At 71.1% G+C, this 21,099-nt stretch carries 15 protein-coding genes; 8 read left to right on the forward strand and 7 right to left on the reverse strand.

Features of this window, described 5'->3' with window-relative positions; genetic code table 11:
* The first annotated feature begins 280 nt into the window (after positions 1-280).
* Positions 281-1,906: a chaperonin GroEL gene (gene groL, locus OIE13_RS33470; RefSeq protein ID WP_326645517.1), complete on the forward strand. Its 1,626-nt coding sequence runs from the start codon at positions 281-283 to the stop codon at positions 1,904-1,906.
* A 203-nt stretch (positions 1,907-2,109) separates the two neighbouring features.
* Here the strand turns inward: groL and OIE13_RS33475 are convergent, their stop codons facing one another.
* Positions 2,110-4,134, reverse strand: coding sequence for a HelD family protein (locus OIE13_RS33475; RefSeq protein WP_326645515.1), 2,025 nt, complete (start codon positions 4,132-4,134; stop codon positions 2,110-2,112).
* Between the two features lie 137 nt (positions 4,135-4,271).
* Between OIE13_RS33475 and OIE13_RS33480 the strand changes: the two genes are divergently transcribed.
* Positions 4,272-4,580 carry a hypothetical protein gene (locus OIE13_RS33480; protein ID WP_326829201.1) on the forward strand — a complete coding sequence of 103 codons (309 nt, stop codon included), beginning with the start codon at positions 4,272-4,274 and terminating at the stop codon, positions 4,578-4,580.
* Between the two features lie 188 nt (positions 4,581-4,768).
* Here OIE13_RS33480 and OIE13_RS33485 read toward each other — a convergent pair whose 3' ends face one another.
* The 3 genes from OIE13_RS33485 to OIE13_RS33495 all read right to left on the reverse strand — a co-directional run bounded on the left by OIE13_RS33485 (position 4,769) and on the right by OIE13_RS33495 (position 9,995).
* Positions 4,769-6,415 carry a DNA repair helicase XPB gene (locus OIE13_RS33485; protein ID WP_326645512.1) on the reverse strand — a complete coding sequence of 549 codons (1,647 nt, stop codon included), beginning with the start codon at positions 6,413-6,415 and terminating at the stop codon, positions 4,769-4,771.
* 298 nt (positions 6,416-6,713) lie between these two features.
* The gene (locus OIE13_RS33490; protein ID WP_326645509.1) at positions 6,714-7,310 is read right to left on the reverse strand and encodes an MgtC/SapB family protein; all 597 of its coding nucleotides are present in this window, start codon (positions 7,308-7,310) and stop codon (positions 6,714-6,716) included.
* A 273-nt stretch (positions 7,311-7,583) separates the two neighbouring features.
* Entirely contained in the window at positions 7,584-9,995 is a 2,412-nt protein-coding gene (locus OIE13_RS33495; protein WP_326645508.1) for a helicase C-terminal domain-containing protein, read from the reverse strand.
* A 145-nt stretch (positions 9,996-10,140) separates the two neighbouring features.
* On the opposite strand from OIE13_RS33495, the gene OIE13_RS33500 reads away from it, so the two are divergent.
* Positions 10,141-11,502: a hypothetical protein gene (locus OIE13_RS33500; protein ID WP_326829202.1), complete on the forward strand. Its 1,362-nt coding sequence runs from the start codon at positions 10,141-10,143 to the stop codon at positions 11,500-11,502.
* Positions 11,503-11,586: 84 nt separating this feature from the next.
* Here OIE13_RS33500 and OIE13_RS33505 read toward each other — a convergent pair whose 3' ends face one another.
* Positions 11,587-12,210 (reverse strand): TetR/AcrR family transcriptional regulator, encoded by a 624-nt coding sequence (locus tag OIE13_RS33505; protein WP_326645505.1) that lies wholly within the window; start codon positions 12,208-12,210, stop codon positions 11,587-11,589.
* Between the two features lie 304 nt (positions 12,211-12,514).
* On the opposite strand from OIE13_RS33505, the gene OIE13_RS33510 reads away from it, so the two are divergent.
* Together OIE13_RS33510 and OIE13_RS33515 are read left to right on the forward strand one after the other, a co-directional pair.
* On the forward strand, positions 12,515-13,144 hold the full coding sequence (locus OIE13_RS33510) for an HAD family hydrolase (protein ID WP_326645503.1): 630 nt from the start codon (positions 12,515-12,517) through the stop codon (positions 13,142-13,144).
* 90 nt (positions 13,145-13,234) lie between these two features.
* On the forward strand, positions 13,235-13,633 hold the full coding sequence (locus OIE13_RS33515) for a cold-shock protein (RefSeq protein WP_326645501.1): 399 nt from the start codon (positions 13,235-13,237) through the stop codon (positions 13,631-13,633).
* A gap of 31 nt (positions 13,634-13,664) precedes the next feature.
* On the opposite strand, the gene OIE13_RS33520 is transcribed toward OIE13_RS33515, so the two are convergent.
* Positions 13,665-15,296 (reverse strand): MFS transporter, encoded by a 1,632-nt coding sequence (locus OIE13_RS33520; protein WP_326829203.1) that lies wholly within the window; start codon positions 15,294-15,296, stop codon positions 13,665-13,667.
* A 180-nt stretch (positions 15,297-15,476) separates the two neighbouring features.
* Here OIE13_RS33520 and OIE13_RS33525 point away from each other — a divergent pair, with 180 nt between their 5' ends.
* Positions 15,477-16,292, forward strand: a complete 816-nt coding sequence (locus tag OIE13_RS33525) for a DUF3027 domain-containing protein (RefSeq protein ID WP_326829204.1) — start codon at positions 15,477-15,479, stop codon at positions 16,290-16,292.
* 147 nt (positions 16,293-16,439) lie between these two features.
* Positions 16,440-19,643 carry a sacsin N-terminal ATP-binding-like domain-containing protein gene (locus tag OIE13_RS33530; RefSeq protein ID WP_326829205.1) on the forward strand — a complete coding sequence of 1,068 codons (3,204 nt, stop codon included), beginning with the start codon at positions 16,440-16,442 and terminating at the stop codon, positions 19,641-19,643.
* Positions 19,644-19,834: 191 nt separating this feature from the next.
* On the opposite strand, the gene OIE13_RS33535 is transcribed toward OIE13_RS33530, so the two are convergent.
* Positions 19,835-20,095 carry a DUF2530 domain-containing protein gene (locus tag OIE13_RS33535; protein WP_326645495.1) on the reverse strand — a complete coding sequence of 87 codons (261 nt, stop codon included), beginning with the start codon at positions 20,093-20,095 and terminating at the stop codon, positions 19,835-19,837.
* Between the two features lie 48 nt (positions 20,096-20,143).
* Between OIE13_RS33535 and OIE13_RS33540 the strand changes: the two genes are divergently transcribed.
* Entirely contained in the window at positions 20,144-20,965 is an 822-nt protein-coding gene (locus OIE13_RS33540; RefSeq protein WP_326645494.1) for a solute carrier family 23 protein, read from the forward strand.
* Positions 20,966-21,099 lie beyond the last annotated feature (134 nt).

The raw sequence follows: 21,099 nt of genomic DNA on the forward strand, positions 1-21,099 counted from the left end.
CGGGCCTTCGCTTTGCGCGGAACGCACACCGACATGACGCGGAGCATGCGCTGACGTGGCCCGGAGCGGATGTCCGCTTCGGGCGCGGCGCAGGTCAAGGGATCGTGGCTTGCACTCGACAGGGTAGAGTGCTAAACACATTGTTGGCACTCGCACATAGAGAGTGCCAACCCTGGATCGAGGCGATGGGGCCCACCGAACGGAGTCGTGGGCCCACATGCCGTCGCGGGCGTCGGCTCGGTCCGGTGCAAGCCACCCTGTCTCTGGGAGGTCTAGCCGTATGGCAGCCAAGATGATCGCGTTTAACGAGGACGCCAGGCGCGGTCTCGAGCGTGGCATGAACCAGCTCGCGGACGCCGTCAAGGTGACCCTCGGCCCCAAGGGCCGAAATGTCGTTCTGGAGAAGAAGTGGGGCGCCCCCACCATCACCAACGATGGTGTCTCCATTGCGAAGGAGATCGAGCTCGAAGACCCGTGGGAGAAGATCGGGGCCGAGCTCGTCAAGGAGGTCGCCAAGAAGACCGATGACGTCGCGGGTGACGGCACCACCACCGCCACCGTGCTCGCTCAGGCTCTCGTACGCGAGGGTCTCCGCAACGTCGCCGCCGGCGCCAACCCGATGTCCCTGAAGAAGGGCATCGAGGCCGCCGTCGAGCGCGTGTCGGAGGAGCTGTCCAAGCTGGCCAAGGACGTGGAGACGAAGGCGCAGATCGCCTCCACCGCATCCATCTCCGCGGGCGACCCGCAGATCGGCGAGATGATCGCCGAGGCGATGGACAAGGTCGGCAAGGAAGGCGTCATCACCGTCGAGGAGAGCAACACCTTCGGCCTTGAGCTTGAGCTCACCGAGGGCATGCGCTTCGACAAGGGCCTCACCTCGATGTACTTCGTGACCGACCCGGAGCGTATGGAGGCCGTCCTTGACGACCCGTACATCCTGGTCGTCAACTCCAAGGTGTCCGCCAACAAGGACCTGCTCCCGGTTCTCGACAAGGTCGTGCAGGCCGGCAAGCCGCTGCTGATCATCGCCGAGGATGTCGAGGGCGAGGCCCTGGCCACCCTGGTCGTCAACAAGATCCGCGGTCTGTTCCGCTCGGTCGCCGTCAAGGCGCCCGGCTTCGGTGACCGTCGCAAGGCCATGCTGGGCGACATCGGCATCCTCACCGGTGCCCAGGTCATCAGCGAGGACCTCGGCCTCAAGCTGGAGTCCACCACCCTGGACCAGCTCGGCCGTGCCCGTCAGGTCATCGTCACCAAGGACGAGACCACCATCGTCGACGGTGCCGGCGACGCCGAGCAGATCGCCGGCCGGGTCAACCAGATCCGCGCCGAGATCGACAACACCGACTCCGACTACGACCGCGAGAAGCTCCAGGAGCGTCTCGCCAAGCTGGCCGGCGGCGTGGCCGTCATCAAGGCCGGCGCGGCGACCGAGGTCGAGCTCAAGGAGCGCAAGCACCGCATCGAGGACGCCGTTCGCAACGCGAAGGCGGCCGTCGAGGAGGGCATCGTTCCCGGCGGTGGCGTGGCTCTGCTGCAGGCCGGCGCCAAGGCGTTCGACAAGCTGGAGCTCTTCGGTGACGAGGCCACCGGCGCCGCGATCGTCAGGAAGGCCCTTGAGGAGCCGCTGAAGCAGATCGCCGTCAACGCCGGCCTTGAGGGCGGCGTCGTCGTGGAGAAGGTGCGTAACCTTCCCCCGGGTGAGGGCCTCAACGCCGCCACCGGCGAGTACGTCAACCTGTTCGAGACGGGCATCATCGACCCGGCCAAGGTGACGCGTTCCGCCCTGCAGAACGCGGCGTCCATCGCGGCGCTGTTCCTCACCACCGAGGCCGTCATCGCCGAGAAGCCCGAGAAGGCCGGAGCCGCCCCCGCCATGCCCGGCGGCGGCGACATGGACTTCTAAGTCCAACCGCTTTCACATAAAAGAGGCGACCCCGAGCTCTCGGGGTCGCCTCTTTTATGTGTTTTCCCGAGACGTCGTCCGTCGCTTGTCGTCGCATGTCCCCGCAGGGGGTGTTCTGACGGCCGTCGCCGGAGAGACCGTGAGCTGCGGCATTCGATCAGGCAGCCGCCGCGCGGAGTCGCGGGCTTTCGCCGATCAGACGGTCATCCAGCGAGCTGGGCGGGAAGCTCCCGGGCGTGCAGGACGGTCAGTGAGGTGACGGCCCGGGTCAGGACCACATACAGGCGGGCCAGGCCGCGGGGTTCGGCGTCGACGATGTCGGCGGGCTCGGCCACGATCACGTGGTCGTACTCCAGGCCCTTGGCCAAAGTCGCCGGGATGACCAGGAGACGGTGGTCCTCGACCGTGTCGGGGCTCAGCACCCGATGATCCAGGTGGGACAGGGCCTCGGACGCGGCACCCACCGAGGCGTCCGGGACGATGACGCCGATCGACCCCTCGCGGGCGAGCGCCTCCCGCGCGGCATGGGCCAGCGACGCGGCCAGGTCGGGCGTCGGCCGCACCGACAGGGAGCCCGCGCCGGGGCGCAGTGAACGGGGGGCGGCCAGATCCGGGGCGATGGAGGGCAGCAGCCTGGCCGCGTAGTCGAGGACCTCGCGGGGCACCCGGAAGCCGAGGGTCAGCTCGGTGACGGCGCCGTCCTCGAAGCCCAGATGTCGCAGGACGTCCGTCCAGGACCGGGCGGACCAGGGAGTGGTGCCCTGGGCGAGGTCGCCCAAGACCGTGGCGGAGCCGGTGCGGCAGCGCCGCCCGAGGGCCCGCAGCTGCATCGCCGACAGGTCCTGGGCCTCGTCCACGACCAGGTGGCCAAGCGGGACGGTCCGCTCGATCATGTCGCCCAGCTCGTCCATCAGCGCGCCGTCGGCCGCCGACCACTTCGCCGAGCGGAAGGATTTGGCAGGCTTGGGCCAGAGCAGCAGAGACCGCTCGGCGGCCGTGAGGTCGTCCTTGGCGGCGGCGGCGAGGAAGTCGGGGTCGCTGAACAGCCGGTGGAGCACCTGCTGCGGGGTCAGCTTGGGCCAGACCGCGTCCACGAGCTGCCGGACCGGCTTGGACCTGGCGACCGCGTCCTGCACCCGGTCGTCGGGAGACTCGCCGCGCTGCTCCATTCGGACGAGCACCAGGTGGGCGAGACGCTGGGCGAGCGTCGCGCGCCCCGGACCGTAGCGGGTGGTGCCGCGGAGCGAGGCGACGATCTCGCGAACCTCGTGGTCCGCCACCCGGTAGCGGTTGATCCCCTTGGTGAACAGCACGCCCTCGGTGGGCTTGACGACATGCGCCCACAGGGCACGCCGCAGTACGCCGACGATCCGCGCGTCGCCCTTGAGCGCGCCGACCGCGGGGTCCTCGGGCGCGGAGTGGTCGCCGAGGAGCCCGGCGACCGTGGTCTGGTCGACCTTGACCTCGCCCAGTGCGGGGAGGACCGAGGAGATGTAGGAGAGGAACGCCCGGTTCGGGCCGACGATCATCACGCCCGACCTGGCGAGCCGCTCGCGGTGCGTGAAGAGCAGGTAGGCGGCCCGGTGCAGGCCGACGGCGGTCTTCCCGGTGCCGGGGGCGCCTTGGACGCACACCGTCCGGCCCAGTTCGGAGCGGACGATCTCGTCCTGGTCGGGCTGGATCGTCGCGACGATGTCGCGCATCGGTCCCGAGCGGGGGCGCTCGATCTCCTCGGTGAGGATCCTGCTCTGGGCCAGGGCGGTGCCGCCCTGGTCGAGGCGCTCGTCCTCGTAGGCGGTCAGATCGCCGCGCTGGTAGCCGAACCGGCGGCGCAGCACGACACGCATCGGATCGGACGGGCTGGCCTGGTAGAAGGCCCGTGAGACAGGGGCGCGCCAGTCGATCACCAGGGGGCGGCTGCGGTCGTCGTGGACGTGCCTGCGCCCGACGTAGACCGTGCCGGGAAGATCGTCGCCCGCCTGGCGGTCGAGACGGCCGAAGAACAGGGGCGTGCCCGAGTGGTCGGCGAGCGCCGCGACCCGCTGATCCAGCAGCGCCTGCAGGATCTGCTGGGAGACCCAGTCTCCGGCGGCGTCGGAGGAGAGGGACCGGGCGTGCTCGCGCATCGCGCGCAGCGCCGTTCTGGAGGTGGCCAGGTGCTCACGCTCGGCGGCGAGGATCCGGGGGGGATCGTCGGCTATGTCAGGGGCCAATTGATGTGTGGGCACGCTGAAGCGCCTCCCATTCGATAAACGGAGGTGGTGGTCGTCGGGCAGCGAATGGACCAGCTTAGCGGCGCCCCTCGTGTGTCTCAAAAGGATTAACACCGGACTGGCGCGCGGCGGTCGCGGGTATCCCGACGGTCGTGCGGATCTCCCCGGTCATACCGACGGTCGCCAATCTTCTACTGGCCGTGCTCTGGGGGTTTTCGGTGTTCGCGGGCTGGGGGCCGGAGGCATTCTGCTCGGACCCGGGATGCGCGGCCCGGCTGGATGGGGTGGCCAGGGCATCGGCCCTGTTCGCGGTGATCGCGGCCTGCTGTACGGCGGGTGCCTGGCTGGTACTCCGGATTCGCGGCGACGAAAATCGTTTTACCGCTCTGATGACCACCGCGGTGATCACATGGGTGATCGCGGAAAGCGTTTTCTTTGCCGGCGGGCTGATCGTTCGGTAATCACCCTAACACCCTCCGTCATTCTCCTGTGAAATGGCGAAAAAGCCAGGCGAACATGGTGACTCCCGAAGATCATGGGGGTATGTCGCCAGTGGCCGCAAGGCCTAGCGAGGGGGTGGTTTGTTTGTCGAAGGCCCGCGGGATTTCGTGGACCTGACACCAATTGACGACGTGTTCGCCATGTGAGGCTATTCTCCGGCGAGCACGTCGTCTGCGTCGATGATCTGATATGCGTACCCCTGCTCGGCCAGGAACCGCTGCCGGTGGGCGGCGAAATCCTGATCGACCGTGTCCCGGCTGACCACCGAGTAGAACCGGGCCCCGCCTCCGTCGGCCTTCGGCCGGAGCACCCGGCCGAGCCGCTGCGCCTCCTCCTGCCGCGACCCGAAGGTGCCCGAGACCTGGATGGCCACCGCCGCCTCCGGCAGGTCGATCGAGAAATTGGCGACCTTGGAGACGACCAGGACCTGGATCTCCCTGTCGCGGAACGCCTGGAAGAGCCGCTCCCGCTCCTTGATCCTCGTCTCCCCCTTGATCACCGGCGCGTTCAGGTGCTCGCCCAGCTCGTCGAGCTGGTCGATGTACTGCCCGATGACCAGCACCTGCTCGCCCGGGTGCTGCCGGACCAGCGCCTCGGTCACCCGCGTCTTGGACGGTGTGGTCGCGCAGAACCGGTAGCGCTCCTCGGACTCGGCCATCGCGTAGGCCAGCCGCTCGCCGTCGGTCAGGGTCACCCGCACCTCGACGCAGTCGGCCGGGGCGATCCAGCCCTGGTTCTCCATCTCCCTCCACGGCGCGTCGTACCGTTTGGGGCCGATCAGGGAGAACACGTCGCCTTCGCGGCCGTCCTCGCGCACGAGCGTCGCGGTCAGGCCCACCCGCCGCCTGGCCTGCAGGTCGGCGGTCATCCGGAAGATCGGCGCGGGCAGCAGGTGCACCTCGTCGTAGACGACCAGGCCCCAGTCGCGGGCGTCGAACAGCTCCAGGTGCCGGTAGACACCCTGCCTGCGGGTCGTCATCACCTGGTACGTGGCGATGGTGACGGGCCGGATCTCCTTCTTCGTGCCGGTGTACTCGCCGATCTCGTCCTCGGTCAGCGAGGTCCGCTTGAGCAGCTCCTGCTTCCACTGGTGCGCCGAGACCGTGTTGGTCACCAGGATCAGCGTCGTCGCCTTGGCCTGTGCCATCGCCGCCGCACCCACGATCGTCTTGCCCGCGCCGCAGGGGAGCACGACCACGCCGGAGCCGCCGTGCCAGAACGCCTCGGCGGCCTCCCGCTGGTAGGTGCGCAGCTCCCAGCCGTCCTCGGTGAGCGCGATCGGGTGGTGCTCACCGTCGACGTACCCGGCCATGTCCTCGGCGGGCCAGCCCAGCTTGAGCAGGTGCTGCTTGATGTTGCCGCGCTCGCTCGGGTGCACCGCCACGCCGTCGCCGGTCAGCCGCTCGCCCAGCAGTGGCTGGATCTTCTTGGAGCGCAGTACCTCCTCCAGCACCGCCCTGTCGGTGCTGGTCAGGATCAGCCCGTGGACGGGGTGCTTCTCCAGGCGGAGCCTGCCGTACCGCGACATCGTCTCGGCGACGTCGACCAGCAGCGCGTGCGGCACGGGGTAGCGGCTGTAGGCGATCAGCGCGTCGATCACCTGCTCGGCGTCGTGCCCGGCGGCCCGCGCGTTCCACAGTGCCAGGGGGGTGACGCGGTAGGTGTGCACGTGCTCGGGCGCGCGCTCCAGTTCCGCGAACGGGGCGATCGCCTTGCGGCACTCCCCGGCCTTCTCGTGATCGACCTCAAGGAGCAGGGTCTTGTCCGATTGGACGATCAGTGGTCCGTCAGTCACAGACTTCTCCCTATGGTCACTGTGGGTTACGGCGGATCAGGTCATGGTCGCACTCGCGGGTGCGCCCCGCTCCACGTCTCCTGTGTCAACGGGCGGAAACGCCCAGGCAGTCCCGCGCCCCGTCCGGCGTGATCGATCTCACCGCCCGGCCGTCGCGCGTACGGCCGCCCGAGGTCACCCTTCTTCGCCCGCCCGGTCGGCCACGATACCCGTGCGCGATCGCAAGCCGTGATCACAAGCCGTGATCACAAGCCGTGACCCGGTCCCGCCGGCACGGTGGCGGCGATCCCGGGAGCGTTCAGTCGAAGGCGCCGTTGATGCCGGCGATGATGAAGGCGGCCACGCCCAGGATGATCAGCCCGACGTTGATGCCGATGCTGATCCAGGTCCACTTGAGCAGGTTCCTGGCGCCTCGGGGGTCGGTGTCGACCTTACCCAGGGCGATGCCCGACAGGATGGCGCCGGCCAGGCCGCCGAGGCTCACGTAGCAGCTCAGCGCGAGCACGATGCTGATGACCAGGGCGACGATCGCGTGGGTCCTGACACCCTCGGTGTTGCGATACGGGGGTGCGCCGTAGCCCTGACCGTAGCCGGGCTGTCCGTAGCCCTGACCGTAGCCGGGCTCGCCGTAACCCTGCCCGTAGGGCTGCTCGACGTAGCCTGGTTGCCCGTAGCCGGGTTCGCCGTAGCCTGGTTGCCCGTAGCCGGGAGCCTGGTAGCCGGGCACCTGGCCGTAGCCGGACGGCTGGGAGTGGTCGGGCCGGTGCCCCTGCTGCGGCTGCTCGTGGCCGTGAGGTTGCTGTCCATAGCCGGGGGCCTGACCGGGGCCCGTGCTGTAAGGGCTCTTCCAGTCGTCCGGGTTGGTGCTGGGGCCTTCGGAGTGACCGCTGCTCACTGTGGATCTCTCGCTTCTGTGGAGCTCGGAACATCAACAGATATCACGATATGGGTCGTGAGCCGTGCGCCATTGGCGACTGGACTCGGTCGCATTCCGGCAGCTAGGGCCAGGATGAGACTGCAGGGGCCCTCGCGCCCCGGCGAGCGACGCGGCCCCGCCGGACAGATGACCGATCTCGCGGCGGTCCCATCCCGAGATCGAGAATACCCCGTGGCCTTCCCCGGCACACCGGGGCCGTTCCCGATCCCGGCCGGACCCGCCAAGGACATCTCAGGCGATGTCGGCGATGCCGGTGATGCGGTGCAGGGCGAAGCGGTGCACCGCCGCCCGCGTCTCGTCGTAGGCGGTGAGATAGCCGCCCTCCATCCGGGCCGGTTCGAGGATCCGGCTGGTGGCGTTGCCCTGGGAGTCGAGGTAACCGATCCAGACCTGCGACCCCTGCCGGATGGCCTCGCGCAGGGCGACGATCGTGGAGGTGGCGGGGGAGCGCGGCACCTGGCCGCCGGGGGCGGCCACCGGGGCCCTGCGGGCCTGGTGGGCGGCGTCACCCGCGCGTACGGCGCGGACGGCGGCCGCCACCATGTCGGCCTCGGGGCCGCCGAACGTGACCGGGGCGCGGACCGCCAGGGTGCTCTCGGTCCTGCGGACGTCGAGCTGGGTGATGATCACGTCGCCGTCGAGGGACTCCGCGGCCGGGGCGTAACCCATCGCGCGCAGCGAGTCGACCAGCGTCGGCCGGGAAGACTTGGAAGCGATCACCGTGGGGGCGAGCCGCCGCAGCCGTAGCGGGATCGCCCGCCTGTCGGCCATCACCTCGTCCAGCAGCGAGGAGTCGTCGCATCGCACGTACGCGCTCGCCGTGCCGACGCGCATCCGGCCGTGGCGCCGGGCCACATCGGTGACCAGGTAGCTGAGCGGTTGCGGCACCGGCGTGGTCGAGTGGCGCTCCAGCATGGCCAGCATCTCCTCGGCGCCCTGCCCGGAGTCCAGCGCCCGCCGGATCGACCGCTCGTCGAAGCGGTAGACCGTCGCACCGCCGGTCGACTCCACCTCGGCCGCCAGCGCCAGCCACCGTCTCAGGTCACCGGTGAGCGGACCGGGGGCGACGGCGGTCAGGTCGGCCTGCAGGAGCACGTGATCAAGCGGCTCGGGCAGCAGCGGGAGCAGCAGGCGGGCGGCCGAGGCGGCACGGCCCCCGCCGGGGATGCCGGGGTCACCGGAGACGTCGGGGCCGTCGAGGGCCTCGGGAAGCAGGGCTCGACCGTGGCCGGAGAGCAGTCCGAGGCCGGTGACGCCGATCTGCTCGGCCTCGCGCAGCGTGAACTCCACCAACTGGTCGCGCTGGCCGCCGCGACGGCGGGGCTGTTCCCAGGCCAGACGCATCCGTACCGCGTCGAGAGTGGGGGCCACCCCCGGCGTCGAGGCGAGCATGGCCAGGGTGGTGGCGCGCACCTCGGCGGCGGCGGCGCGGCGTAGGTCGGGATGGAGGGCGTTGAGCAGCCGGTCACGCTCGTCACGCTCGCCGATGACCCCCGGCACCCGGTCCATGGTGAGCCAGGCGGTGGCCAGTACGGCCCAGCGGTCCTCGGTGGCCTTCACCCGCCAGCCGTCGTAGCCGGGGGTGGGCATCCACTCCCCGTCGACCGCGCCGCTCGCCGCGACCAGCCCCGCCGCGTAGCACACCTCGATGATCAGCCCCGCCACCCATTCGGGCTGGTCGAGCAGGGTCGCGACCCGTTTGAGATCGCGCACGGCCAGGCCGCCGCTACGGAGCACGCCGGGCGGGTCGATGCTCCAGCGTTCGCACAGCTCCTCCACCGTGCGGGTGAAGGTGAAGGCCTGCCCGGCCGCCGTGCGGTCGGCGAGCCTCTGGTCGGGCTCGGTGCCCCCGGTCGCGGGCGGGAGGGGGGACAGGTCCCGGTGGATCCGGCCGTCGCGCAGGAACAGCGCGACCTCGCGGGGCAGCACCACGGTCTCCTCGCCGGTGGCGGCCAGCAGCGCGCGGGAGAGGAGCTGCTCGATCGGCGACTTCGCGGTGGCGGCCCGAACCTCGCGGCGGGCGTTGGGCACCCGGCCACTGGCCGGACCCCAGGCCAGCTCGTTGAGCGCCGACCGGGCCTGCGGCGAGACCTCCTCGACCAGCCGTCCGACGATCTCCGGATCGCCGAGCAGTGCGGCGAGGGCCTCCCTGGTGTCGCCGTCCTCGCCCCCGGCGTCCTGGACCAGCTCGGCCAGCCGCTCGGCGGAATGGTGCCGGAACGCCTCCTCGGCGGGCGGGCCGAGCCCGGCGGGACCGTCCAGCACCTCCCGCACACCGGGGGCCGGGGTCAGAGCCCGGTCGGGTCCGTAGACCAGCGCCATGGTGCGCAGCCGCTCGACGGCCTCCTTGAGCGCGCTCTGAAACGCCTGCCCGGCCGTCCCCGGCAGGGCGCGGGCCATCTGGGTGCGTAGCGACCTGTAGGGGACAGGGCCGGGAAGCACGACCAGCGTCTCCATGACCGCGAGCGTGAACCGATCGAGCCGGTCGAGCGCCCTGCCCACCGCCGACGGGCTGCCGGCCCGCCCGGCCAGCCCCTCCAGATGCGCGGGCACGGGGGTGATGAGCTCGGGGCGTACGGAGACGAGAGCCCGCAACCGATCGTCGCTCTGGCTGCGCAGCCACTCGGTGAACTCCGTGCTCATTCCGTCAATGGTAAGAGGCTTGACCGACATCGTGCCGCCTGAGTGAATTCCGTGATCACACGAAGGGCCTGAATCGATCATGTGATGGGGGGTGAATGGGGGAAGAAGCTCACGAGCGAGGCGATGTCGAGAGAGGATGGCCAGCGTGATCGAGCGTGCCGACCAGCTCGTCCTGGACTACGTCAGCAAGGCGGCCGACGCCGCCCACGGCGTGCTGCAGCCGAGACAGCGGATCAACTTCGTCGCGGTGCTGCGCAGGCGGATCGACGCCGAGCGGGCGGGGACGGACGACCCGGTCGTCGTGGAGAGGGTGCTGGCCCGGTTCGGTGACCCCGCCGTGCTGGTCCGCCGCGAGCTGCGCCGCCTGGGCGTCCAGCCGCCCTTCCGGGCCGGGGGCGTCGTCACTCCCGTCGTGCCCCTCGCCGCGCCCACACCGGACGATTCCGCCCCCGATTCCGATCCGGCGGGTCCCGCCGGGCGCGCGCCTGGCGATCTCGGCGTCCCCGCTCCTCGCAGAGCCGTGCGGGGGCATCCGTACGCCTCGACGGGGGGTTCCCCGGATGCCGCCCCGCCCCCTCGCGAGGCGGGGCAGGAGGATCACGGCCTCTCACCGTCGTCCTCGGCCACCACCGGAGACGACGAGGACGGGCCGGCAGTGCCCGGCGACGGTTCAGACGAGTGGGAGGACGAGGTGGAGAGCGATCCGCCGACCGAGGAGATACCGCTCATACGGGATCCCTCGCCGCCGGAAGCAGAGGGGCGGGGGCGTCAGGAGGCCGCACCGGCGGCACCCGAGGCATCGGGAGCGGCTCGACCGGAGTCGGCGGAAGAGACGTCGTCGTCGGAAGCACCGGGTGAAGGGCCGGAGGGCGCGGTGGCACGGCCCGGGTTGCCGCCCGGCGTGGCCAGGGGCATACGGAAGGCAGAGGAGCGGCTGGCCAGGCGGCGGTTACGTGGTCAGCGGGGTTGGCCGGGTCGGCGGAGCCTGGGTCGGTCGGGAGAGGGGCGGTGGAGCCCGGGTCGGTCGGGAGAGGGGCGGTGGAGCCCGGGTCGGTCGGGAGAGGGGCGGTGGAGCCCGGGTCGGTCGGGAGAGGAGGTCACCCTCGCCGCGCGGGACCCCCGGACGATCCTGCTGAGCCACCGGCGCGAGACGGTCGGCCTGGGCCTGCTCGCCCTGGCCGGGCTGCTGATCCTCCTCCCGCTCGCCCCGATCGCGATCTTCCGGATCCCGGTGCTGGTCTGGGCCGTCGCGGTGCTCGTGGTGACCACCTGTCAGAGCTGGCACACCTCTGACAAGGCTCTCGCGATGGCCGCTCCGATCGTGAGCTACACCCTCGGTGGTGGCCTGGTCGCCCTCGTCCGGGCCAGGAACGACCTCGGCACCGTGGTGGAGGAGTTCTTCGCCATCAGCGGGTTCATGTTCCTGCTGGGCGCGGCATGGGGTGTCTTCTGGCTGGCCTACCGCCTGCTCGATCCCGAGGTCACCACGGGGAGGGGAGGCAGGTGACCCCTCTCGGCCGGGCTACGAGGGAAGACCGCGTTCCGCGGCCCGCGCCGGGTCTCTCAGCCGATGGCCTGGATGCCGGGTCTCTCAGCCGATGGCCTGGATCGCCGAGCGGGGCAGCAGGCCGAGCGCGAGGCGCACCCAGGAGGCGACGAAACGGTCGCGCTCCGCGCGGCCGGGGGGTTCGCCCACGGTCTCCTCGAACAGCCGGTAATGGATCACCGCCCCGCCGAGCACGGCACCGATGGCGGGCCAGTCGACATCGGCCCCGGCGTATTCGGGCTGGGCGCGGAACCAGGTGGTGATCGCGTCGAACATGGGCTGTAGGAGGCCTTCGCGTACGGTCGCGACCAGCTCGGGGAACTGGCTCAGGTCGCGGAAGAAGACGCGGGTGAGGTCTCTCTCCTCGCGGACCTTGGCCAGCCCGGCCCTGCACAGGTGGGCCAGCCGCTCCTCGACCTCGGCCGAGGTGTCGACGACGCTGAGTTCGGCCAGGGTCTCGGCGATCTGCGCCCGTGTTCTGGCCGCGTGCTCGTTCACCGCCGCGGCCAGCACCTCGTACTTGGACTTGAAGTGCCGGTAGAGACCCCCGGCGCCCGGTGACAGCCCGGAGGCGGCCTCGATCTCGGCCACCGAGGTTGCCGAGTAGCCTCGTTCGGCGAACAGCCGCAGGGATTCGTCGATGATCCGTTCGCGCGTTGATCTGGTCATTTCTCTGCCGATACCTCCATCATGACCCTATCCAGTGCCGACCACGCCGGGTCGCACCGCACCGGTCCAGGCTCGTTGCGAGGGCACGCCGACCGGCTCGCCGAGGGGGGTGTGCAGGCCGTCGGGCGCTCAGCGGAACCGTCCGGGGAGGGACCGTTTGTCGGCGGATAAGTAAATCCTTCCGGTGAAGGGTTCTACAGTGGGCGGCGTCATGTACAACACCTGGGATTGGCCATATTTAGGGGGATTTGGCATTCTTTGAGGGCTTCTCGGAGAATCCTCTTCGAGTAGCCGACAAGGAGCGGTGAGTGACCCGATGAACTCGGTGGGATTTGACCTCGATCTGACGCTTGCCGACACGCGTGCGGGCATCGCCGCCGTTTACGACGAGGTGGCGCTGCGTACCGGCTTCTTCATCGACAGCGTCGCCGTGCTGGCCAGGCTGGGGCCACCGCTGGAATGGGAACTGGCCAATTGGATGCCCGCCGCCGAGGTCCCCGCGGCAGCCGACGTCTACCGGCGGCTGTACCCGTCGATTGCGGTTCCCGTCACCACTCTCATGCCCGGCGCGCGCGAGGCGGTCGACGCCGTACGGCGGGCCGGGGGCAGGGTCACCGTGGTGACGGGGAAGAACGCCCGTGACGCGGCGCACACCGTCGAGTTCCTCGGCCTGGAGGTGGACGAGCTCGTCGGATCGGTCTTCGGGGCGGCGAAGGGGCCCGCGCTCGCGACTTTCGGCGCCGCCGCCTATGTTGGAGATCACGTCGCGGACATCGAGGCGGCGCGAGCGGGAGGAGCCGTCAGCGTGGCGGTGGCAACGGGCGTCTACCCGGCGGGGGAACTGCGTGATCACGGAGCGGATGTGATCCTGGGTGATCTGACCGAGTTCACCGAATGGTTCGACAGCTGGCGAACTCCCACGGCTCTTGTGTAATTCGGGCCCCAATACACGGTCGCTCTCGGCGTCCGCTGGGCATAACCTACATCCATTCCTTTTCACGACAGTCTGAACGAGGTCACCCCTGTGCCGAGTGGCAAGGTCAAGTGGTACGACGCCGACAAGGGTTTCGGTTTCCTCACCCGCGACGACGGCGGTGAGGTCTTCGTGCATTCTTCCGCGCTGCCCTCCGGCGTGGAATCCCTCAAGCCGGGCCAGAAGGTCGAGTTCGGTGTGGCCGAGGGGCGCCGCGGCCAGCAGGCGCTCTCGGTTCGAGTGATCGACCAGCCCCCCACGCTCGCCAAGACCGCCAAGCCCAAGGGCAAGCGTAAGAAGCCCGACGAGATGGTCGTCATCGTGGAAGACCTGATCAAGCTGCTGGACACGGTCTCCACGTCGTACCAGAAGGGCAAGCACCCCGAGGCCACGCACGCGAAGAAGATCGCCGCCGTGCTCCGGGCGGTGGCCGACGACCTGGACGACTGACAGCCCGCCGACCGCCTGCCCGCTTCGCGGCTCAGCCGTGGGGGGAGGTCAGCGGTCTGGTCCGCTTCTCCGTGGGGGCGTCCTCATGCCGCACGACCGTTGTGGCCGTCCCCGCGGACCGTGGCCTGACCCACTCCGCGGAGACCCCGTCCCGGGAGAACCGCTCCCCGCCTCCGGCGGGGCGGGGCCCCGAGGGGGAGGAGGCCGGGCCTCTTGCGGCCTCGACCCTGGCGTCCACCTCCCTGACCCGCCTGCGGCGACGGACCAGCAGCCAGCCGAGCGAGCCCGCCAGCACCACGGTCATCAGGGCCAGCCCGGCCGATCCGCCGGCGAACAGCGACAGCAGCAGTCCGACCAGGCCGCCCAGCACCCACGAGATCTGCAGGAAGGCCTCCACCACCCCGAACGTGGACGAGCGCACCTCCTCGCCGATCTCGCGCTGCACGATCGCGTCCAGCGCGAGCTTGCCCAGGCCCTGGGCGAACGCGGCCACCAGCGCGACCGCCACCGCGCTCCACAGCTGGAAGACGACGGCGGCCAGCACCGTGACCGTGCTCGTCACCGCGAGCGTGGCCAGCACGATGACCTGTGGGGAGTGGTTACGCACCCAGGAGGCCACGGCCGTGCCCGCCAGCCCGCCGACACCGGCGGCCACGGCCAGCACGCCGATGGCGACCGCCGGCGGAAGGCCCGGCAGGTTCCTGTCCTGCACGAGGAAGAGCAGGTAGAACAGGAGGAACCCGGAGTAGAGGCGGATGGCCACGTTGGCCCACATCGCCTCGGCCACCACCGGGCCCACGTTCAGCATCGTGCGCCAGCGGTGCGGCCGCTCCTCGTCGCCCTCGGCCAGTTCCTCCAGATCGGGGGAGTCGACGTGGCGCGGAAGCCGTATGGCCAGCACGCCCTGGAGCAGGAAGAGCACGGTCGCCCCGCGCAGCACCCATTCGGCGCCGAGCCAGGCGCTGACGCCCGCGCCGACCGGCACCGCGATGCCTGCCGTGACCAGCGCGAACAGGGCGACCCTCGCGTTGGCCGTGACCAGCGCGATGTCCGCGGGCAGCACGCTCGGCATGATCGCCGCACGGGAGACGCTGTAGGCCTTCGACAGCACCAGCACGGCCAGCGCCGCCGGGAAGATGGTGAACACGTCGGAGGGGACGATCGCCGCCGCCATCGCGAAGCAGAGCAGCCCGCGGCCGAAGAGGGTGCCGGCCATCACGAAGCGCCGTCCCGAGCGGAACCGGTCGAGGACCGGGCCGACGAACGGCGCGACCACCACGAACGGGATCATCGTGATCAGCAGGTAGAGGGCGACCTGGCCGCGGGCCTCGTTCACCGGGAGCTTGAAGAGCGTCCCGGCCAGGGCCGCGGTGACCAGGGCATCACCCGCGCTGTGCGCGGCGGTCAGTTCGATCAGCTGGCCCAGCCCGGTGCGGCCCGCGCCCTGGGCATGGGTCAGCCGCCGCGCGGCCCTGCCCACCCGCTGGGTGCCGCTGACCGCGCCCAGGGCCGCCCGCGTCGTCGCCCGGCCCGTGCCCCGGCCCGCGCGCGCGCCTGCCCGGCCGGCGCGCGCGCCGACCCGGCCCGCGGCGGCGGCCGACCTGCCGACCTGCCGCGAGGCGTCACGCACCGTCTGTCGAACCCGCTCCCACCTAGCTGCCACGTATCAGTCATACCCGAAGGGCGGGTGAGTTGTCCGGTGCGCCAGGTCACTCCCCGGGTGAACGGGAGTCCACGGTGCCGTTCGCTCCGGTCATGGGTGAGAATGAACTGTGAGCGCAGTGAGCGAGCTAGCCAGTAGGGACAGCGGCCGACGTGCTGCGAGGCTGACGGGAGACGACTCATGAGTCGGACTCGATCCCGCGCCGTGGTCCTTGACCAGGCGTGCGTCGCGGCCGTCGACCTGGCCCGCGCCGCTGTCGAGGAGAACATCAGGCCGGGCGACGTGGGCGATCACCTCGGGGTCGAGGGCGAGGGCGACCGTGTCGTCACCCACTACTTCGCCTGCCTCGACCGCGCCTACCGCGGCTGGCGCTGGGCCGTCACCGTCGCCCGCGCCTCGCGGGCGCGCAACGTGACGGTCAGCGAGGTCGTGCTCCTGCCTGGGACGGGTGCGCTGATGCCGCCGCAGTGGGTGCCCTGGAGCGATCGGCTCCGCCCGGGTGACCTCGGAGTGGGCGACCTGCTGCCCACCTCGGAGGACGATGACCGGCTCGCGCCGGGCTTCACCGAGACCGATGACGACTCCGACCATCAGATGATCTTCGAGTACGGCCTCGGCCGGGCCCGGGTGCTCTCCCCGATCGGCCGCGACCGAGCCGTGCGGCGCTGGCACTCCGGCGAGTCGGGGCCGCACACCCCGCTCGCGCATGCCGCTCCCGCCCAGTGCTCCACCTGCGGTTTCTACTGGCCGCTCGCGGGCGCGCTGCGCACCGGCTTCGGCGTCTGCGCGAACGAGTACGCCCCCGACGACGGGCGGGTGGTCGCCGCCGACCACGGCTGTGGCGCGCACTCCGAGGCCGCGGTGCTGCCGCACCAGGTCGAGCCGACCTCGCCGATCCTTGACGACCTCTCGTACGACACCGCCGAGCACATCTCGGAACCCGACCTGACCGGATCGGTGGACGATACGGCCTCCGAGCCGCTCGGTCACTCCTGACCCGGCGCCGCCGGGCCCGTTCCGCCCCGCAGCCGTCCCCGCCGCCCTCCCAGCGGCTCGCCCGGCCGTCGCCGGCCGGGCGCCGCTCCCGTGGTGTCTCGGCCAGGACGGCCGGCCGCGCGGGGCCCCGACCTTTGGAAGATCGCCTTGACTGACATCTTCGGCACCGAACGACTGCGCTCCGCCGTCCTGGCCGCCTGGACGGCATCGCCCGCGCGTTTCCGCGAGGACGCCAACGCGGAGGAGGACTTCGCGCTCGGCGGCTACCGCGACCGGCTGATCGTCGAGCTCGCGCAGAACGCCGCGGACGCCGCGCTCCGCGCCGGGGTGCCAGGAAGGCTCCGCCTCTCGCTGCGTGAGGGCGTGCTCTCGGCGGCCAACATCGGCGCTCCCATCGACGCCGGCGGGGTCGAGGGCCTGTCCACGCTGCGCGTCTCCGCCAAGCGCGCCGACGCCCACGCGGCCGGCCGGTTCGGCGTCGGGTTCGCGGCCGTGGTGTCGGTCTGCGATGAACCGGTGATCGGCTCACTCGGCTCAGGGGTCGTCCGCTGGTCCCGCGACCAGACCGCCGCCCTGGTGGCCGCCGAGCCCGAGCTGGCCAAGGAGCTCGCCGAGCGCGGAGGACACGTCCCGCTGCTGCGCCTGCCCTTCCCCGCGGGCCCGGTCGAGATCCCCGCCGGGTTCGACACGCTCGTGCGGCTGCCGCTCCGTGACGGGGCGGTCGAGGACGCCGTCAGAGCGATGTTGAGGGAGACCAGCCCGGCCCTGCTGCTGGGCCTGCCCGCTCTGGAGTCGATCGAGGTCGACCTGGACGGAGAGACGAGGATCGTCACCTCGGAGGGCTGGAAGGTCGTCTCGGCCTCGGGGAGGTTCACCCCCGAGCAGGTGGCCGAGCTCTTCGCCGACCGCCCGACCGAGGAGCGTTCCCGGCCGCACTGGCGGGTCCGCTGGGCCGTACCCGTGAGCGAGGCCACCGGGGAGCCCCGGCCGCTGCCCGCGCTGGTGCCGCCCGTGGTGCACGCGCCCACGCCGAGCGACGAGCCGCTTGACCTGCCCGTGCTGCTGATCGCCTCGTTCCCGCTGGCCACCGACCGGCGGCACGTCGCGCCGGGTCCGCTGGCCGACTTCCTGGTCGAGCGTGCCGCGGACACCTACCTGGAACTGCTCACCGGCCTGCCGCGAACGCCCCGGCTCCTCGACCTCGTCCCCGGCATGATGGGCAAGGGTGAGCTCGACGCGAGCATCCGCCGGGCGATCCTGCGCAGGCTCCCCGACGCCCCGCTGCTCCCCGCGCTCTCCCTGCCCGCCGATCTGCCCGCAGATCTGTCCGCCGATCTGCCCGCCGATCTGTCCGCCGATCTGTCCGCCGATCTGTCCGCCGGTCCGGACTCCAAGGCCGGGCCGGGCGAGGCCGGAGCATCGCTCCTGCTATCCGACGATCTCCCGGAAGGTTCCGGCACGGCCTGGACCCCGCCCGCGGTCGGTGCGGAACTGGTCGTCTCGGGGCGGCAGGCGTCCGTGGTCGCGGCCACGGCCGCGCTGCTGGAGATGGTCGCTCCCATGATCGGTGGGCTGCTGCCCGCGGGATGGCCGTCACGGCACCCGGCGATCACCGCGCTCGGCGTCAGGCGGGTGCAGCTCTCCGACATCGTGGACATGCTCTCCGGCGACGCCGTCAAGGACAGGGACCCGGCCTGGTGGCGGTCGCTGTACGAGGTGCTGCCCGCCGACGACCCGGAGGCCCTCGGCGCGCTGCCGGTGCCGCTCGCGGACGGCCGCCTGGTCAGGGGGCCGCGCGGCACGTTGCTGCTGACCGACGGCTCCGCACTGGATCCGGCGGTCCTCGCCCCGCTCGGGCTGCGCGTGGTGCACCCGGACGCGGCCCACCCGCTCCTGCTCAGGCTCGGCGCGGGCGAGGCGACGCCCCGCACGGTCCTGGAGGATCCGCTGACCCGCTCGGCCGTCTCGGAGTCGCTGGACAGCCCCGACTCCGAACCGGTGGCCCAGGCGGTGCTCGCGCTGGTCGACGCCGCGGGGCTGACCGCGGGCGACGCACCCTGGCTGGCCGAGCTGGCGTTGCGCGGCGCAGACGGTGAGCTGTACTCGGCGGGCGAGCTGCTCCTCGCCGACGGGGCGCTGGCCGGGCTGCTCGACACGGAGACGCACTTCGGTACCGCCGCACCCGAACTGGTCGAGCGGTACGGCCCCCGGGTACTCGCCGCGGTCGGGGTGCTCGACGGCTTCGCCGTGGTCAACGACCACGATGTCATGATCGACCCGGACGAGTGCGACCACGACCTCGACCGCGAGGACGAGTGGCTGGAGACGGTCCTCGACCTGCTGCCCGAGATGAACGTGCCGCCGGTCGCCCGGGAGTTCTCCGCGGTCCGGGACCTGGAGTACGTCGCCGACTGGCCCGCCGCCCTCGCCCTGCTGTCACGCCCGCCGCTCCGCTCGGTACTGCATCCGCTGCGGGTCCTGGTGGCGGGAGAGGTCGTCGAGGTGCTGTCCTACACCGCGTGGTGGCTCTCCACGCATCCGGTGCTCGGCGGCAGGCGCCCCACGCAGCTGCGGCTCCCGGCGGGTGACCCGCTGCTGTTCGGCCTGTACGGGGACGCCCCGGCCGGTGTCGACGAGGCCGCGCTGGCGATGATCGGCGTCCGGAGCACGCTGGCCGACCTGCTCGCCTCGCACGGAGGCCCGGACGAGCTGCTCGATCTGCTGGGCGACCCCTCCATGGAGGTCGACCGGGCGCAGCTCCGCTCCCTGTGGGTGGCCCTCGCCGCCGTCGACCCCGCCCGCGTCGCGCCCCCGCGCGCCGTCCGCGCGGTTCTGGGTGACGAGATCGTCGTCGTCGACGCCGCTGACGGCCGACCGGTGTCCGCCGACGCCGGTTCTGGGAACGAGGGCGCGGGCGAGCCGGTCGTGGTCGAGGCCCCCGACCTGCTGCCGCTCGTCGCGGGACGGCCGTTGGTCCTGGCCCCGTTCGACCTGGCGGAGGCGCTGTCGGAGCTGCTCGACCTGCCGCTGGCCGGGGAGGAGGCGGCCGGGGAGGTGACGTCCTCGGGCGAGGTCCGCGACGTTCCGCCGGCCGTACGATCGCTGCTGCCGACCGCGCCCGCGAGCTACCTGGCGCATGAGCGGCTGCTGGTGGACGGTGTCCCCGCGGCCTGGCGGTTCTCCGAGGGCACGGTGCACGCCTCGGACATGGAGGGGCTGGCGCGTGGGCTCGCCTGGGCGTCCGGCCAGTGGGGCGACCGGCTCGCGGTGGCGGCGCTGCTGCGCGATCCCGCGGCGGTGCCGTTGCTGCTCGCCGAGGCCGACCTGGACAGCTGGACCGCTTCGACCTAGTGGCCCCACACCGAACGTTGACCGGGAAACCCGCAGCGGGGAACAGACGTTCCGGCCCGGAAAAGCCCGGTCAAGGTTCGGAGACGCCCCACTAGAAGATCGGCTCGGGTGAGCGTCTCCTCGTACGCCGAGTGGGAGTCAGCCGGGTGATACGCCTGCCTCTCACTCCTGCCGACCTGCGCGCCGGCCGGTCAGAAGATCGCCGTGGTCGGCTCGACCTGCTCCTCGGACGGGGGCGGGGGGCGGCGGTCACGGCGGCGTACATACCAGAGGCCGAAAAGGCCGCCGCAGATGCCCGACACGCACATCCAGATCCACCAGCGGTGCTCGGAGTCCGGCTGCACGACCAGGAGGACGACCAGGGCGACGGCCCACAGACCCGTACCCGTGAGGATCGTGAGCGTGTCGTTGGTCTGCAACGGCTTCAGATCCGGACGGCGTGGCTGGTTCACGTGCTCCAGACTAGGCGACGGTGTCTCACTATTCGCAAAACGGATTACGTGAAGGCGCGAATCCATCTCGAAATCCTGATGGGGGTCATCGGCAAGGTCCCCTTCGCGATGGCCGCGGGCCTCGGCCTGAACGCCTTCGTCACCTTCGGCATCGCCTCGCAGATGTCCTGGGAGTCGGCGATGGGCCTGGTGTTCCTGGAGGGCGTGATCATCGCGCTCCTGGTGCTGACCGGGTTCCGCACCGCCGTGTTCAACGCCATTCCAGCCCAGCTCAAGACCGCGATCAGCGTCGGCATCGGCCTGTTCATCGCCCTGATCGGCTTCGTGGACGCAGGCTTCGTCCGCCGGGTGGCCGCGGGACCGCCCCTGGAGCTCGGCATCGCGGGCTCGCTGGCCAGCTGGCCGATCTTCGTCTTCGTGGTCGGCCTGCTGCTGATGGTGGTGCTGGTGGCGCGTAAGACGAAGGGCGCCATCCTGATCGGCATCGTCGCCACGACGATCATCGCGATCATCGTCCAGGCCGTCACCAAGGTCGGCGCCGCGACGGTGCCGGGCCAGGACCCCAACCCGACGGGCTGGCAGCTCGTCGTTCCGGAAATGCCCAAGGAGATCTTCGGGTTCCACAACCCGCTGGTGCTGTTCGCGGAGTTCGACCCGATCGGCGCCTTCGGCTCGGTCTCGGTCATCGTGGCCCTGCTGCTCATCTTCACCCTGCTGATCACCGACTTCTTCGACACCATGGGCACGATCGTGGGCGTCGGCGGACAGGCCGGCTTGGTCAAGGAGGACGGCACCCTGCCCAGGACCAAGGAGATCCTCCCCGTCTACTTCGCCCTCGGCCCGATCAAGACCCTGCTCAACCTGGGCTGAGAAGTGGTGCGGAAGCCGTCACGGTGCTTGATTCTCGTCGGGCATCATGGCGGCTTTCGCGTGTCAAGGGCGACTGCTTCACGCCAAGATTGGCGAGCCCTGGTTGTCTGGCGCACCGTCTGGCGCACCGTCTG

It is taken from the genome of Streptosporangium sp. NBC_01810 (assembly GCF_035917355.1).
In the GTDB taxonomy this organism is placed as follows: Bacteria; Actinomycetota; Actinomycetes; order Streptosporangiales; family Streptosporangiaceae; genus Streptosporangium.

What these genes read in the sequence shown, in the direction of transcription:
- groL (WP_326645517.1), top strand. Translation starts at nt 281, where the DNA reads ATGGCAGCCAAGATGATCGCGTTTAACGAGGACGCCAGGCGCGGTCTC.
- OIE13_RS33495 (WP_326645508.1), bottom strand. Translation starts at nt 9,995, where the DNA reads ATGAGCACGGAGTTCACCGAGTGGCTGCGCAGCCAGAGCGACGATCGG.
- OIE13_RS33505 (WP_326645505.1), bottom strand. Translation starts at nt 12,210, where the DNA reads ATGACCAGATCAACGCGCGAACGGATCATCGACGAATCCCTGCGGCTG.
- OIE13_RS33525 (WP_326829204.1), top strand. Translation starts at nt 15,477, where the DNA reads ATGAGTCGGACTCGATCCCGCGCCGTGGTCCTTGACCAGGCGTGCGTC.